The organism is Pontibacter saemangeumensis (assembly GCF_039541895.1).
In the GTDB taxonomy this organism is placed as follows: domain Bacteria; phylum Bacteroidota; class Bacteroidia; order Cytophagales; family Hymenobacteraceae; genus Pontibacter; species Pontibacter saemangeumensis.
On record NZ_BAABHC010000021.1, the window covers coordinates 39992 to 55362 of the forward strand.

Genomic DNA, 15371 nt, shown 5'->3' on the forward strand with positions numbered 1-15371 from the left:
CTGCAGCTCAGAGGCCCTGTGTTATGGCCTCGCAGGAGAAGGGGCTCTTTCCCTACAGGTTGTTTTTTGCAAAATAGCCCTCGGCCATTTTGCCGCCCTGGTCTGTGCAGATGCCCCGCACGTAATACAGGTAGATGCTCCGGAACACCTCGGGCAGGCTGTAGCGGTCAGGCGGAAAGATGAGCGGGTTGATCATCATGTAAAACTGTTCGAGGATGATCTTGGTCACCAGCTGCAAGTTGATATCCCGCCGGAAATAACCATCCAGAATGCCCCTGTTTATGATTTCGGCGTTAACGTACTGCGAGTGGTTGCTCAGGTAATCCAGCGTCAGCGCCCACGACTCCGGGTAGTGCTGCTGCAGGTCGCTTATATAGAGCGGGTTTATTTCCTGCATCTGGGCAATACCGTTCCGCAGCAGGAGCATGATCTCTTCCACCGGGTTGGCGGCACCCGACAGCATCTGCCGCTGCTCTTCCTTTTGCTTTTCTATGTCAAAAACGATCACGCGCTTCACCAGGTCGGCTTTGTTGTGGAACAGCTCGTGGTAAGTCGACTTCCGGATATCTAATTTCCGGATGAGGTCGTCCTCGGAGTTCGCCTCAATTCCCTCAACCCTGAAAATGCGCAAGGTCTCTCCCAAGATTGTCTCTAATAAAGTCATTTTAAAGCTGCTTTATCCTGTAAAAGTATATGGTGCCTGAATGTAAGTATAGCTACGCATACATGCTAAGAAAAGCTTCAGCGCCTTTCCTAAGTTAAAAATACCTGTAAATATACGTGGCCCTGACCACTTGCCGATGCGCTTTCCGCAGTTGTTTCCCGGGAACGGCTACAGCAAGCTGTAGAGGCATATAAAAAAGAGCAGCTGCACGAGGTACACGTACGGTGCCAGCCTGTTCTGCTTAAAGAAGCCTGCCTTCTGAAAGTACAGCTGCAGTAGCAGCGCCACCCCAAACCAGCCGATGAAGTTAGACACGGGGACATGGTTCCCTTCCCAGCTCCAGAAGTCGTACCGCATGGCGACAGGCTCAATAAAATAATCCAGCAGCACCATGAGCCCCGCGCCCACCAGCGCCCTTACAGGCCAGGGCAGCTTAAAATAATTGCTGATATGCCCCGTGGCGTAGACCAGCATCAGCCAGTTGAGGCCAATGAGCAGCGGCACCTCCCATAGCTTGGCGCCCAATGCCGCGCCGTAGCTGTAGTCGCCGAACAGCAGGCCCGTGTGCACCCCAATTACCTCCGATAAAAAGCCAACGGCAAACACCACCGCTGCAAAAAGCACAAAGGCACTGTTCCAGCGCCGGTGGAAGCTAAAGAGCAGCGCATTCGTCAGCAGCAGGTTCATGGGTGTCAGCTGCTGGAAAAATTCGGGCCGGCCGCTCAGCAACAGCCCCCACATGCCCACGCAGTGGAAGATGACCAGCACGGCCAGCGCAAGAGGGAAGGCATATTTTCTGTACCGCTGCACGGCATCAGGTAAGGCAGTGGCTTTCTGTGTAGTCTCAGGCATATATAAAGTGACTCAAACATCAAGTCAAAAAACCACATTTTGTTTGGACGATCATCTCAAAACGGGTCAGTTCTATGGCAGGTACAACCTCCTGGCACTACACTTCTTCTATCGGCAACACGGCCGGCACCATCTCCCCCACGATTTTAGCTGAGAGCAGGCACAGCGGCACACCGCCACCGGGGTGCACGCTGCCGCCGCAAAAGTACAGCCCCTCTAGCTGGGAGCTGAAATTGGGGTGGCGCAGGAAAGCCGCCATCAGGTTGTTGGAGCTGCTGCCGTACAAGGCCCCCGCAAAAGACGAGGTGCGGCGCTCGATCAGCAGCGGGTCCAGCACCTGCTCCTGTGCTATCAGCGGCGCTATATCCGTATGCAGCATCCGGCTCAGCTTCCTCAACACGCTTGCCCTGGTGTCAGCGATCAGCTGCTGCCAGTCCTGCCCCTGGTGGTGCGGCACGTTTACCATCACAAACCAGTTCTCGCAGCCAGGCGGGGCGTCCCCGGGTTCCAGTTTGGAGGTGATGTTTATATATACCGTCGGGTCAGGGCTGACGGTCTTTTGCTGGAAGATGTGCTCAAACTCCTCCCTGTAATCCTTGCTGAAAAAGATGTTATGCAGGTGCAGCTCCCGGAACTGCTTCCGGATGCCCCAGTAGTATATAAGGGCCGAGCTGGAGCGCGGCTGCTGCAGTGTTTTCTCCGGGGCCGGGTGGTCGGAGAGCAGCTTGCGGTACGTGGGCACCACGTCCATGTTGCTGACCACCACATCCGCGTTAAAATTGCCGTGCTTCGTTTTCACGCTCATCACCTTGCCCGCCAGCGTCACGATCTGCTCCACCGGCTCGCTGTACCGGAACTCCACCCCAAGCTCCTCCGCCAGCTTTACCAGGCTCGATGCAATGGCGTACATGCCGCCTTGCGGGTAGAAGGCCCCGATGTTGTGCTCGAGATGCGGGATGATGTTGAGCGTGCCCGGCGCCTGGTAAGGGTCGGAGCCGTTGTAGGTGGCGAAGCGGTCCAGGAGCTGCACAAAGCGCGGGTCTTTGAACTTCTTCGCGTTGGCGTCGTGCATGGTGATGTTCAGGCCAAGGTCGGAGAGGCAGCCCAGCGCCTTCAGCACATCCGGGCTCAGGTAGGTCCGCGCCTTGTGCAGGGACTTGTTCAGGAAAGTGTCTGCCGTGCCGTTGTACAGCCGCCTGCTGCGGGCGAGCACCTCCAGCACATCCTGCTGCGGCACCCCCAGTTGCCGCTCTGCCTCCCGGGCAAACTCCTTCGGTTCGGCGTAGGCTTTCAGGTGGCTGCCATCGGGCCAGAAGTAGTGCGTAATCGGGTTGAGGCGGGTATAGGAGAAATAGGCCGCCGGGTTGCGCCCCGCCAACTCAAACAGCTCGTCCACGAGGTGGGGCAGCGTGAACAGCGAAGGGCCGGCATCGAAGCGGTAGCCGCCCAGCCAGAACTCGTGCATCTTGCCGCCAAAGCTTTCGTTGGCCTCATATACCGTCACCTGGTAACCTTTCAGGGCCAACCGGACAGACGCCGCAATACCCCCGATACCTGCTCCAACGATGGCTGCTTTCTTCATGCCTTAATATACGGAATTTGCTCTTTTGTACAGCTAACTACAGGAGGCTGAAAAGGTTTTGCAGTGATGTGGCAACGCCACCCGGAGCATCATGAACAGGTGAAAAAAGGCAGTTAAAACGCTTTCCCGAACACTTTCCTGTACACAGGCTTGCGCATGGAGAACTGCCCCAGCAGGAGCGGGTAAAGCAGCAGGTCCAGGGCTTTGATGCCGGTGCTGTAGGTGATGATATCATGGATGACAGCGCCGCTGCCGTATTTGGTGATCAGGTGCTTGTGTTGCCAGTAGCGCAGGGGAGGGGGCAGCACCTGGCCCAGGTCCACAAAATAGGCTTGCGTATCCGTCACTTGCCGTTCGGTGATCAGGCTGGTCCAGCGAAAAGACTTGAAGCCCGTCTGCAGCTCTACCTCCACCACGTCGCCGGGCATGCTGCCGTCGAAACGCAGCAGCTTCAGGCGCGGGTAGGGCGGCGCCAGCTTCCGGAACAGCTGTTCATCAAAGGCGTTGAACACGGTTATATAGTCCTGCTGTACGGCTGTTTTGAGGTGGATGCGCATATAGATTTGCTGGTTGTTGATAGCTGGTTGTCGTTTGCTGGTTATTACCGGTATCTAACCAGTGACGCGTCGTGCGGGAGAGCCACGTTTCCTTAGTCAAACCACCCCTGCCCCTCCTTGTCTAAGGAGGGGAGTTATATATAGCTACTGCTTAAACCGCGACTTGAGGCGAAAGTTATATATGGCTATAAAAGAAAAATCCGCTACAGTTATACCTACAGCGGATTCATATGTATGTTTTCAGAGTCCAACAATTTAACCTTTCAGCCATTTAACCTTTACTCATCAATCAACAATCACCAACCACCAACCAGCAACCAAACTAACTCAGCAGGTTGTCGATGTCGTCTTTCGTCAGGCTTTTGATGATGGTTTCATCGGTGCTGATCAGGTCGGTCACCAACTGGATCTTGCGGTTCTGCAGCGCCAGGATCTTTTCCTCTACGGTGTCTTTAGTGATGAATTTATAAGTGAAGACGGTGTTCTGCTGCCCGATGCGGTGCGCGCGATCCACGGCCTGCGCCTCTACGGCGGGGTTCCACCACGGGTCCAGGATAAACACGTAATCCGCAGCGGTCAGGTTCAGGCCCACGCCTCCGGCCTTGAGCGAGATCAGGAACACCTGTATGCTTGCGTCCTGCTGAAAAAGCTCCACCTGCTCCTGCCGGTTCCGGGTGTTGCCATCCAGGTAAGCGTAGGTTATATGCCGCTCATTCAGCACTTTGCGGATGATCTCGAGGTGCTTCACGAATTGACTGAAGATAAGCACTTTGTGCCCTTTCGCCACCACGCTTTTGGTCATGCGCACCACCTCCTTCATCTTGCCCGACTCGCCTTCGTAGCCGGGGTCCGTCATCAGCGGGTGGTTGGCGATCTGGCGCAGCTTGGTGAGGCCCTGCAAGAGCATGAACTGCGTGTTGCCGGGCCCGTGCTCCTCCAGGTTCGTCAGGATCTTGTTGCGGTAAAAGGATTTCGTTTCCTCGTAGGCCTGCTCCTGCTCCTCCGTCATCTTGCAGAAGGTGGTGTGCTCTATCTTCTCCGGCAGCTCTTTGGCCACCTGCGACTTGTGCCGGCGCAGGATAAACGGCTTGATGAGCGCGTGCAGGCGGCGTGTCTTGTGTTCGTCCTTCTCCTTCTCAATCGGCTTCAGAAACTCTTTCCGGAAAAAGTGCTGGTTGCCCAGCAGGCCGGGGTTGATGAACGACATCTGCGCCCACAGGTCCATGGTACTGTTCTCTACGGGCGTGCCCGTCAGGATAAGCCGGTGCCGCGATTTTAGCGACCGCACGGCGCGGGAGGTGCTGGAATCCGGGTTTTTAATGGCCTGCGACTCGTCGAGGATAATATAATCGAAGTAATAGGTCTTCAGCAGCTCCGCATCGAGGCGCACAATGCCATAGGAAGTCAGGATCACATCGTAGTTCTGGAACTGCTCCACGTTTTTGTCGCGGTAGGTGCCGGTGTAGGTCATGATGCGCAGGCTAGGCGTGAATTTCTGAGCCTCGTTCAGCCAGTTATATACCAGCGAGGTGGGCATGGCCAACAGCGAGGCTGTGCCGGCACCGCTCTCTTTGCGCTGCTGCAGCATGGCCAGTGTCTGCACGGTTTTCCCCAGGCCCATATCGTCGGCCAGGCAGCCGCCGAACTTGTAATTCTGTACAAAGTGCAGCCAGTTATAGCCTGCTTTCTGATAGGGGCGCAGTTCGCCCACAAAGCCAGCCGGCAGCGGCTGGTCTTCGATGGTTTCGAACTCGCGCAGCTTCTCCAGCTTCCGCGACATCACCACGGTTGCCAGGTTGCCCTCCTGCAGGTCGTTTACCAGCGCCATGTGGTGCTTCCGCAGCGTCAGGTGGTCTTCGCCCTCTGAGAAAGCAAACAGCTCGATGTACTGCGTAAACCACTCTTCCGGAATGATCGCTACTTGCCCGTTGGGCAGCAGAAACTCGTTGTTTTTAGTGAGGATATGGTTTTTGAGGCGGATGAACGGGATCTCGAACTCCCCGAAACGCACCGTGCCATATATGTCGAACCAGTCGTTTTTCTCCGTGATGCCCACATCCAGGGTTATCTCCCCGATAAAGTAGTTCTTGCCGCTCTTCTCCGACTGCCGCACCGTAAAGCCGAGTTCCTCCAGCTCCGACAGGTTGTTGCTCAGCCACGAGAAGGCATCGCTCTTATCCAGCACGGCCTGCCCGTTCTTTACCTCCAGCGCGCGCTTGTTCAGTTCTTTCGTAAAGGATTTCTCGTGGTTGAGGTCGCGGATAAGCTTGTGGAAGATATAGGAATCCGCTGTTTTCTCCATGCTCACGCTGATGCGCTTGCCCGCCGACTGCGTATGCACCATATACTCCCCGTACTGAAACGACAGGTCGAAGAGGATTTTGCTGGTGGGCGGCGCACCGCGCTCCGCCCTGCCATCGCCGTTGCCCGCATATGCTTTGGCAACAGGCGCCTCGGCGGCGGCTATCTCTGAGAAGGTAAGGAATGGGCTGGGCACATATTTCTCGTCCCGGATGGCAAACCCTTTGGCATGCACATCAAACAGCTCTACCAGCGGCGCCACAAATTTGCTGTAGTAGTTTTCCTCTACCGAGCGGGGCACCACGATAAACTTCTTGTTGAGGAAAGGTTGCAGCTTTTTCCCGTCCACCTCTTTCTCAAAGCTATATATCACGTCGTTCAGCATCAGCCAGGCAGGCTCATAGCATATCAGGGTGGCGTTCCTGTACTGGAACTCGAGCTTCTGCCCGGCGTATTTCAGGGTTGGGAAATAATGGGTATTATCGGCGTTGCGCATGAAATGGAAGAGCACCGTCGCCTTCTCCGGGGCGATCTGGATGCGCTTCCAGGTGGGCTCCCCGTCCTTGCCCATGATGAAGGTCATCTTATTGCGGAGCAGTTCCATTATTTTGCCCATGCGCCCCTGTATATAGTGGCTGATGGTTTCCTGCAGCGCCTTGTCTCCTTTCTCCGGGTCATACACTTTCAGGAAGAAATCCACGGGTGTCATTCTTTTAGACGAGAAGCGCTTCAGCACCGCGTCCTGCTGCACCTGGTCCATGAGGGAGATGAGTTTGAAGTCCTCGGCATCCAGGCGCGAAGAAAACTCCTCCGCATTTTTGGCAGAGATATTCTGGTGCTGTAAAGTCAGCTGGCCTTTTGAGTTGACCTGCACCACGAAAGATTCGAACAGGTACCCCAGGTACTCGTGCTCAAAGAGCGAATAAATAACCTGAAAAGGTTGCGTGGTGTAGACTTTCATGCCACAAAACGGTTTTTAGGACACCAAATTTAGGTTGCACGCTGCTCAATTCCTATCAAAAAAACAGCTTTTCGCCACGCGCCTGGCATCGTCTACCAATTAACCGGCATTCTCAGAGCAGAATGCCCGTGTTTCACCAGCCGCTGTGTGCAGCACGCGCCTGAAAGGGGGGAGGAAATAAGTTAGAGGTTCTCCGTTACCGACATTGCGGCGGCCTTGCGGGCAGGCCGAATAGAAACAAGCAGGGTGATGACAACGATGGCAAGCCCCGTCATCACGAAGTCTTCCACCTCCATCTTCACCGGGTAGGCCTCCACCACGGAGGTGGCCATGCCCATGCTCACCAACCCGAATGTTTGCTGCAGGTTGCAGATCAGCATGCCGGTAGAGAGGCCATAGGCGGCCCCGATAAAGGCCACTAAAGCCCCTTCAAACAAGAATATGTTGCGTATGGTGCTGGCCGTGGCCCCCATGGAAGCCAGGATGGCGATGTCTTTTTTCTTGTCTATCACCAGCATGGAAAGGGAGAAGAAGATGTTGAGGGAGGCAATGCCGAGAATAAAGGCAAAGGTGATGAACACGAACAGCTTCTCCACCTTTACGGCGCGCAGCAGGCTGGTGTGCTGCTCGTCGCTGTTCTGTATCTTGAATGCGTCGCCCAGCACTTCCTGCAGCGCGGCCTTTACCTGCGCGACCTGCGCCGTCTGCTCCACCTTTATCTCCAGGGCGGTGCGGCGGCGGCCATACTCCAGCAGCTCGGCGGCAAAGTTGAGGGGCACGAACACATAGGAGTCGTCGTACTGCCGCTCGATGGCGAAAATGCCGCCGGGCGCTATGTTCAGGCTGTTGAAGGCCCCCTCAGGGTTCAGCGGGTTAAACTTGGTATTGCGCGGGTACATGAACTGCAGCGGCACGAACAGGTTGGAGGGCCTGATGGAGAGTTGGTACTGTACGCCCCGACCGACCAGGGCATGGTACGCATTATTATATATGAGTTCGCTGCGGCCCTCTACCACCGAAGAGTCGATCTTGTTCTGCTCAAAGAAATTCTCGCTTACGCCCTTTACCTTCACCACCATCTGCCGCTCGTTGTAGCGCAGCAGGGCATTGTCTTCTATCACCTCCGACACCACCGCCACGCCCGGCGTTTCCCGGATGCGGTTCATAAACTCGGTATCCGTCTCAAAGGACTTGCCTTGCATGGCCGTTATCTTCAGGTCCGGGTCAAAGCTGGAGTAAATTTCCCGGATCAGGTCCTCCAGGCCGTTGAACACGGACAACACGATGATGAGCGCCGCGGTGCCGACGGCCACCCCGATCATGGCAATATTGGAGATAATGCTGATGATGTTCCTCTTCTGCCGGGAGAAAAAATATCGCTTCGCTATCAGAAAAGGTACGTTCATCTGTTTCGTTGTTGATTGTTAGTTGCTGATTGCTATATGGCTACATTGTTAAATGGTTAAACTGTTAAATGGTTGGGGTTGGCCTTTAAGCAGAAATAAAAAAACAACAATTTAACCATTCAGCCATACAACCATTAGGCACTTTAACAATCAACAATCAACAACCAGCAATTAAATTACTTCCAGGCTTTCACAATCAGGCCGGTGCCGGACTTATGGTCGCCGTTCACGTCCACCCAGTTCAGCACAAAACTGATCGGGAAGGTGACGAGGTAATAGAACGGCAGCAGCAGGAAGAAAATTTTAGAGACGTTCAGCAACAGCATCGGGTACTTCATCGACAGGCGCCAAGACACCTGCCCCGGCTTGCCGTACGAGTAGCGCGCATATACCTTGCTGAAGCCAGCCAGTTTCAGTTTGTCCTGTATCTCCTGGATGTTATAGCCGTCGCGCACGTGCTCCTCTATAAACGAGGTCTCATCGTCGGCGTGCACATCGGAGCCGCCCTGGTCGGATGGGGTGGAGATGACCAGCATGCCCCCCGGGCGCAGCGAAGCCTGGAAATTGCGGAACACCTCCACGTCCTCGAGTATATGCTCCATCACATCCACCGAAAGAATCAGGTCGTAGCTGTTCGGCTGCCGGTACTTCACCAGGTCCGCGATCCGGAACAGCACGTTGTGCCGCCCAATGGCCCGGATAAAGCAGTTGCTGTCTGATATCTGCTCTTCCTTCACGTCCACGGCCAGCACGCTCCACTTGCGGCTCATGCCGGAGAGGTAATAGGTGTACTGGCCAAAGCCGGAGCCGGCATCCAGTATATGCTGCTCTTTGCCCCGGCGGTCGGCGGCCCACTCGCGCAGCTCTTTGTGCACATGCCAGGTCCGCAGCAGGAGCAGGTCCAGGAGCTTGAAAAAAACGCGGCGCAGGAAAGGCGTTTTGTTGAACGCATCGCCCAGCACTCGCTTAATTGGGTCGTACTGCATAAGGGGGTAAGCGGCTAAGGCTATTTATTCGGGTATGTTTCCTCGTCCTCCTCGCTGGCCGGCGGAATCTCGAGGTTATCGAACAGCTTGTCGATGCGGGCAGCGTACTCGGCGCTGTCGTCGAGGAAGAAGGCCAGCTCGGGCACAATGCGCACCTGGTTCTTGATGCGCTGGGCCAGCAGGTGGCGGATGGTTTTGGTATTGGTGCGCACCTCTAACAGCACCGCCTCCGCGTTCTGGGCGCGCAGCAGGCTTATGTATACCCTGGCCAGGCCCAGATCCGGCGACACACGCACCACGCTCACCGAGATAAAGGCGCCCCCAAACAGGTGCGGCACCTCCCGTTGAAAGATGTCGGCCAACTCTTTCTGAATCAGGCGCGAAAACTTCTGTTGTCTTTTACTTTCCATATGAAGCTGCAAATATCATATTAATTTCGCATTTTTACCCCAAAAGCGCCTTACTCATTTCAGGATTAGGGGCTTTGGGTTGTTTTCCGGCGAAGGCGACTGCCGTTGGCGCAGGCAGCGAAGCACTCGCTCCGCCTGCCATCTGTTGCCCGGCCAGTGCCTGTAGCCTATTGTTATCGTTCCTTCTAACTCAGTCTTTCCTTGATTAGTTACTTCCGAAGCATACTGCCTTCCCGACTGATCCTGCTGGTTTTGCTTTTTGCCGCTATTCAGCTCCCGCTAATCCTGTGGGGCATACCGGGCACCGCGCCCGAGCTGCTGCACATGCTGGTGGGGGAGCGCCTGGCCGACGGCTTTACCATGTACCACGACATATATGACAACACGGCGCCCTTCTCGACGCTGGTGTTCTGGCTGATTGACATGCTGGCGGGGCGCTCCTTCCTGGCTTACCGGCTCGCGGCGCTGGCCTTGCTACTGCTGCAGGCGCTGCTCCTGAACGTGACCCTGAACCGGCACAACGTATATGCCTCCAAAGACTACCTGCCGGCCCTGCTCTACCTGATCCTGGGCAGCATCTCGTTCGAACTGAACATGCTCACGCCCCTGCTCATCGGCAACACGTTCATCATTCTCTCGCTGCCATATATCATTACGCTGTCCCATGAGGGGTTTGATAACAACAGGCTGTTTGTGGGGGGCTTTATGCTGGGGCTGGCCGCGATGAGCTACCTGCCGCTGGCGGTGTTCCTGCTGGTGGGAATTTTTGCGGTTATCTTTTTTGCCTCCAGCACCTTCCGGAGCATGCTGCTGATGCTCTGCGGCTTCCTCTTTCCGTACGCGGTGCTGCTTACCTACTACCTCTACACCAACACCACGCAGGAGTTTCTGGAGATGCACCTGCTGCGCCCCTGGCAGCTGAAGGTAGCCTTCCTGAGGCCTCCCGCCGATGTGGCCATCCTGATGGCGGTACCGACCGCTGTGCTCCTGCTCTCGTTGCTGAGTGTGGTTTCGCTGCCGCAGCGCCTCGTGTTCCAGGTAAAGTTTCAGCAGCTGATGTGGGTATGGCTCTTCACCAGCCTGCTTGTCATCTTCACGCGCGCCGAGATCTCCGTGGCGACGTTTATACTGGTGCTGCCGCCGATTGCTTATTTCAGCCAGTTCTTCTTCACCTCCCGCCGCAAGCCATGGCAGCTCAACCTGGTGATGGTGATAGTGCTGGTCTCGGTGCTGGTGCTACGGTACAGGCAGGTGGTGGGCATTGGCCGGTTTCTGCTGCTCGACGAGTCGCCGCTGCTGCTGCAGGAGCAGGCGCTGCCGATGCAGGGGGCCACGGTGCTGGTGCTGGGGAACGATGTCAGCTACTACACCCGGAACAAACCCGTGACCCCTTACCTAAACTGGGAACTGGCGCAACGTCACTTCGGCAGGCTAAACGAGTACCAGGCGGTATTTGAGATATCCCGGAACGTCGGGAAGGAGATGCCTGCCTACATCGTGGACAAGGCGAACCTGATGCCTGAGCTGAAATACAAGCTGCCCGCCGTGTTCGGGAAATACAGCGCCACCGCCAACCAGGATATATACCAGCTATCGGAGTAGGGAAGGGAAACGGGTAGCGTGCTGCAAGGCACAGGGCCATATATACCCACCTCCAGTACAGCAGTCATCGCAGGTTGTTACTGCGTTGGCGTACTGCCCGTGCTTTGACACAAGCACATTATTCGGGAACGATCGGACTGTTCGCGACCTGACCTGCCAGAGGGGGCTTACGATGATGCGCTATAAGGTTTGTGTGGGCCAGCTAAAGTGCCTATCCATATATAACCCCTATATAAAAAGCAGCTTTAGCAGTCAGTGATTTTATCGACGCGGGTCTGGTGGCGGCCTCCCTCAAAAGCAGTACTGAGGAAGACGCGCACCATTTCGCGGGCCGTATCCTCTGATACAAAGCGTGCCGGGATGCACAGCACATTGGCGTTGTTGTGCTCCCGCGCCAGTTTCGCTAGCTCGGGTAGCCAGCACAGCGCCGCCCGTATCCCGCGGTGCTTGTTAGCGGTAATGGCCACCCCGTTGCCGCTTCCGCATATCAGGATGCCCAGGTCCGCCTCTTTTTTTGCCACGGCTTTCGCGAGCGGGTGCACATGATCCGGGTAGTCCACAGATGCATCGGAATTCGGGCCGAAATCCTGCACCTTGTGGCCGAGTTCCGCCAGCACGCCCTTCAGCATGGCCTTATAGGTAAAGCCGGCATGGTCTCCGCCGATTGCAATGTTCAGTGCCATTATATGGTGTTGTTTTCGTTCAGTTTCTTCAGGTCCTTTTTACGGATAGACTCCGAAATGTGTATGCTTACCTCGTACAGCAGCATCAGCGGAAGCGAGATCAGCAGCTGGCTTATCACGTCTGGCGGGGTGATGATGGCGCCTACCACCAGGATGATGATGAGCGCGTGGCGGCGGTACAGTTTCATGGTCTCCGCCGAAACCAATCCGGCCTTTGTGAGGAAGAACACGACCACGGGCATCTCAAACATGATGGCACAGGCCAGGCACAGCGTGGTGAGCGTAGAGATATAGGAGGACAGGTCAAACTCATTCAGGATAGTCGGATCGACCTGGTAGCCGGCCAGAAAGTTGATGGAGATCGGCGACACCACATAGTACCCGAACAGCAGCCCCATAACAAAGAGGATGGACACGAAGAAGACGGCCCCCCGCGAGTTTTCACGTTCCTGTGGAAACAACCCGGGTTTTACGAAGCGCCAGATCTCCCAGAAAGCATACGGGAAAGCACACGCCAGGCCCAGAATGGCTGACACGAGCAGGTGCATCGTGAACTGCCCGCTCATCTGCCGGCTTTGGATGGTAAAGCCCATATCATCGAAGCACAGCCCCTCAGACCCTAAGTAACGCCCTACATCGCACATCACGCGGTAACTCAGGAAATCGGTACGGGACGGAGCCAGGATGATATCATGAAACACAAAGCCCTTCGCTAAGAAAGCGATGGTCCCGAAAACAAGGATAGAGGCAAACGCGCGGATGATGTGCCACCTCAGCTCCTCAAGATGGTCCACGAAGGACATTTCCTGCGGCTCTTCCTTTTCTTCTCCTATATATGGTTGATCCATCAAAACTGTGGCTCCTGTTCTAAAGTGTTAGTAAGCGAATAGCGGATACTCCTGCATCCAGCTGTTGATATCTTTGCGTGCCGTGCTGATCTTGCTGTCGTTGTCGTGGTGGGTGAGCACGTCGTCGATCAGCTCCACGATGCGCTGCATGTCATTCTCCTTCAGGCCACGCGTGGTGACGGCGGCCGTGCCCACGCGCATGCCCGAGGTCACAAACGGCGACTTGTCATCAAACGGCACCATGTTCTTGTTGATGGTGATATCGGCTTTCACCAGCGTGTTCTCGGCCAGCTTGCCCGTCAGCCCCTTGGAGCGCAGGTCGATCAGCATCATGTGGTTGTCGGTGCCGCCGGAGATGATGTCGTAGCCCCGCTCCAGGAACGCCTTGGCCATAGCCTGCGCGTTTTGCTGCACCTGCTTCACATAGGCCAGGTAATCGTCTGACAGCGCCTCGAAGTAAGCTACGGCCTTGGATGCGATCACGTGCTCCAGCGGCCCGCCCTGCGTGCCCGGGAAAACGGCGCCGTCCAGCAGCGACGACATCATGCGCGTCTCGCCCTTCGGCGTCTTCAGCCCGAACGGGTTCTCAAAGTCCTTGCCCAGCATGATCATACCGCCCCGTGGGCCGCGCAGTGTTTTGTGGGTGGTGGTGGTAACGATATGGCAATGCTCAAACGGGTCACTCAGCAGGCCGCGGGCAATCAGGCCGGAAGGATGGGAGATGTCGGCCAGCAGCAGGGCACCCACCTCATCGGCGGCGGCACGCAGCTTCCTGTAATCCCAGTCGCGGCTGTAGGCAGACGCACCGCATATGATCAGCTTCGGCTGCTCCCGTCGGGCAATCTCCACCACTTTGTCGAAATCGATCAGGCCCGTCTCCTGCTCCACCCCATAAAAAGAGGGCGTATATAGCTTGCCAGAAAAGTTGACAGGGGAGCCGTGCGTTAAGTGCCCGCCATGCGAGAGGTCAAAACCCAGTATCTTATCGCCTGGCTGCAGCACGGCCAGCATCACCGCTGCGTTTGCCTGCGCCCCGGAGTGCGGCTGCACATTCACCCACTCCACCCCGAACAGCTCCTTGGCCCGGTCAATCGCCAACTGCTCCGATTGGTCCACGATCTCGCAGCCACCGTAATAGCGCTTGCCCGGCAGGCCTTCGGCGTATTTGTTCGTCATCACGCTGCCCATGGCCTGCATTACCTGCTCCGAAACGAAGTTCTCGGAGGCGATCAGTTCGAGGCCATGTGTCTGGCGGGCTTTCTCCTGGGCTATAAGGTCGAATATGGCGGTATCTTTTTGCATTGCTTCGGTTAGTTTGTAAGCCATCAAAATTAAAGCTTGCGACGGAATAAACCAATGTTTCAGAAGTTTATATACGGCGCGGCAAAGCCCGCCAGATTTAGGGGGAGTGGCAACCGGCAGAATAAAGTTCTGAAAAGCAAAAGCCCGGCACCATATGGCGCCGGGCTTTTGCACTGCTTGTATGTACGTGTGTTTACTGCTTCACTACTTTTACCTGGTGGCGCTGGCCTTGCAGCTCTACCGTAAGTATATATAGGCCGTTCTGCAGTTGGTCGTAAAGCGGCAGTTGTATCTCGTTCGGCCCTTGCTTCACTTCCACTGTTTTCTGGTACAGTTGCTTTCCGGCCATGCTGTGCAGCACGAGGCTGGCCTTGCCGTACGCGTCTGCCGCGATGATCACTTTTGAGTTGTAGTTGAGCGGGTTAGGTGCCACCACCACTTTCGCTCCTGTTGTGGCTTCGATCTCTACGGCCACCACTTTGCTGTATGTGGCAGTACCGTCAAGATCTACCTGCTTCAGGCGGAAGTAATGGGTGCCTGCATCGGACAGGTTGTACTTCAGGAGGTAGTTCGTCCGCACAGCGCTGGTTCCTGCCTTGCTGTTCACCTTGCCGATTCTTGTGAAGCCAGCCTCGGAGTTAGCCGCCATCTCCACTTCGAAATGCGAGTTATCCTTTTCAGACGCAGTTTCCCAAAGCAGCGTCACTTCCCTTGCCTTGTTCACTGCTTTGAAGGAGAGGAGTTCTACTGGCATTGGAGCATTTGACTCCCCGTTCACGCTTAGTGTCTCAACGGCCGCGTCTTGCGTAGAATGCGTGATCGTAGCTGTTGCAGGTCCTTCACTTGTGGGCGTGTACTTTACGTACACAACTGTTGGATCAAGCGAATTGTCAAAAATGTTTTCTGTGATGTTGATTGTCTTAGCAAAGCCTTCTGTAGGAGAGAGCGAAACGGTGTAAGGTCCTGGCAAACCACCAACATTCACAGTAACCCCAGCCCCCGCAACAAGGTCCTGCGCCCAAACCTGGTACTGCATTACCGCGCTGCTGCCTGGCGTAACATTCCCAAAGTCCATTACTGAGTCAGAAAGATAAATTTTAGGTGCCAGCACAGTAAAGGTCGGGGTGGTGCCCGAGCCGTTGGCGTTGGCCACCGTGATCGCGCCGGTCTGGGCGCCTACTGGCACCTGGGCCTGCAGCGATGTTGTTCCGTCGCCG

At 55.8% G+C, this 15371-nt stretch carries 13 protein-coding genes; 1 reads left to right on the top strand and 12 read right to left on the bottom strand.

The window, feature by feature from the left end; all coding sequences use genetic code 11:
* Positions 1-52 precede the first annotated feature (52 nt).
* The 8 genes from ABD920_RS18005 to rbfA form a co-directional block, all read right to left on the bottom strand.
* Positions 53-664: a TetR/AcrR family transcriptional regulator gene (locus ABD920_RS18005; protein ID WP_345160910.1), complete on the bottom strand. Its 612-nt coding sequence runs from the start codon at positions 662-664 to the stop codon at positions 53-55.
* A 168-nt stretch (positions 665-832) separates the two neighbouring features.
* Complete coding sequence (locus tag ABD920_RS18010; protein ID WP_345160911.1) at positions 833-1516, bottom strand: carotenoid biosynthesis protein; 684 nt, start codon at positions 1514-1516, stop codon at positions 833-835.
* A 97-nt stretch (positions 1517-1613) separates the two neighbouring features.
* Positions 1614-3098 carry a 1-hydroxycarotenoid 3,4-desaturase CrtD gene (crtD, locus tag ABD920_RS18015; RefSeq protein ID WP_345160912.1) on the bottom strand — a complete coding sequence of 495 codons (1485 nt, stop codon included), beginning with the start codon at positions 3096-3098 and terminating at the stop codon, positions 1614-1616.
* A 113-nt stretch (positions 3099-3211) separates the two neighbouring features.
* Complete coding sequence (locus tag ABD920_RS18020; RefSeq protein WP_345160913.1) at positions 3212-3655, bottom strand: hypothetical protein; 444 nt, start codon at positions 3653-3655, stop codon at positions 3212-3214.
* Positions 3656-3977: 322 nt separating this feature from the next.
* Positions 3978-6917, bottom strand: a complete 2940-nt coding sequence (locus tag ABD920_RS18025) for a DEAD/DEAH box helicase (protein WP_345160914.1) — start codon at positions 6915-6917, stop codon at positions 3978-3980.
* Between the two features lie 182 nt (positions 6918-7099).
* Positions 7100-8323: an ABC transporter permease gene (locus ABD920_RS18030; protein WP_345160915.1), complete on the bottom strand. Its 1224-nt coding sequence runs from the start codon at positions 8321-8323 to the stop codon at positions 7100-7102.
* A 176-nt stretch (positions 8324-8499) separates the two neighbouring features.
* Positions 8500-9309 (bottom strand): class I SAM-dependent methyltransferase, encoded by an 810-nt coding sequence (locus ABD920_RS18035; protein ID WP_345160916.1) that lies wholly within the window; start codon positions 9307-9309, stop codon positions 8500-8502.
* A gap of 20 nt (positions 9310-9329) precedes the next feature.
* Positions 9330-9719, bottom strand: coding sequence for a 30S ribosome-binding factor RbfA (gene rbfA, locus ABD920_RS18040; protein ID WP_345160917.1), 390 nt, complete (start codon positions 9717-9719; stop codon positions 9330-9332).
* A gap of 201 nt (positions 9720-9920) precedes the next feature.
* On the opposite strand from rbfA, the gene ABD920_RS18045 reads away from it, so the two are divergent.
* The gene (locus ABD920_RS18045; protein ID WP_345160918.1) at positions 9921-11321 is read left to right on the top strand and encodes a hypothetical protein; all 1401 of its coding nucleotides are present in this window, start codon (positions 9921-9923) and stop codon (positions 11319-11321) included.
* 245 nt (positions 11322-11566) lie between these two features.
* Here ABD920_RS18045 and rpiB read toward each other — a convergent pair whose 3' ends face one another.
* From rpiB to ABD920_RS18065, 4 genes are all read right to left on the bottom strand, one after another.
* Complete coding sequence (gene rpiB, locus ABD920_RS18050; RefSeq protein WP_345160919.1) at positions 11567-12004, bottom strand: ribose 5-phosphate isomerase B; 438 nt, start codon at positions 12002-12004, stop codon at positions 11567-11569.
* A complete protein-coding gene (tatC, locus tag ABD920_RS18055; protein WP_345160920.1) occupies positions 12004-12852 on the bottom strand; it encodes a twin-arginine translocase subunit TatC in 849 nt (282 codons plus the stop codon). The genes rpiB and tatC overlap by 1 nt, the downstream gene beginning before the upstream one ends.
* A 27-nt stretch (positions 12853-12879) precedes the next feature.
* Entirely contained in the window at positions 12880-14154 is a 1275-nt protein-coding gene (gene glyA / locus ABD920_RS18060) for a serine hydroxymethyltransferase (RefSeq protein ID WP_345160921.1), read from the bottom strand.
* Between the two features lie 193 nt (positions 14155-14347).
* A partial coding sequence (locus ABD920_RS18065) for a T9SS type A sorting domain-containing protein (protein WP_345160922.1) occupies positions 14348-15371 on the bottom strand: 1024 nt, incomplete at its 5' end.

What these genes read in the sequence shown, in the direction of transcription:
- ABD920_RS18005 (WP_345160910.1), bottom strand. Translation starts at nt 664, where the DNA reads ATGACTTTATTAGAGACAATCTTGGGAGAGACCTTGCGCATTTTCAGG.
- ABD920_RS18010 (WP_345160911.1), bottom strand. Translation starts at nt 1,516, where the DNA reads ATGCCTGAGACTACACAGAAAGCCACTGCCTTACCTGATGCCGTGCAG.
- crtD (WP_345160912.1), bottom strand. Translation starts at nt 3,098, where the DNA reads ATGAAGAAAGCAGCCATCGTTGGAGCAGGTATCGGGGGTATTGCGGCG.
- ABD920_RS18020 (WP_345160913.1), bottom strand. Translation starts at nt 3,655, where the DNA reads ATGCGCATCCACCTCAAAACAGCCGTACAGCAGGACTATATAACCGTG.
- ABD920_RS18025 (WP_345160914.1), bottom strand. Translation starts at nt 6,917, where the DNA reads ATGAAAGTCTACACCACGCAACCTTTTCAGGTTATTTATTCGCTCTTT.
- ABD920_RS18030 (WP_345160915.1), bottom strand. Translation starts at nt 8,323, where the DNA reads ATGAACGTACCTTTTCTGATAGCGAAGCGATATTTTTTCTCCCGGCAG.
- ABD920_RS18035 (WP_345160916.1), bottom strand. Translation starts at nt 9,309, where the DNA reads ATGCAGTACGACCCAATTAAGCGAGTGCTGGGCGATGCGTTCAACAAA.
- rbfA (WP_345160917.1), bottom strand. Translation starts at nt 9,719, where the DNA reads ATGGAAAGTAAAAGACAACAGAAGTTTTCGCGCCTGATTCAGAAAGAG.
- rpiB (WP_345160919.1), bottom strand. Translation starts at nt 12,004, where the DNA reads ATGGCACTGAACATTGCAATCGGCGGAGACCATGCCGGCTTTACCTAT.
- tatC (WP_345160920.1), bottom strand. Translation starts at nt 12,852, where the DNA reads ATGGATCAACCATATATAGGAGAAGAAAAGGAAGAGCCGCAGGAAATG.
- glyA (WP_345160921.1), bottom strand. Translation starts at nt 14,154, where the DNA reads ATGCAAAAAGATACCGCCATATTCGACCTTATAGCCCAGGAGAAAGCC.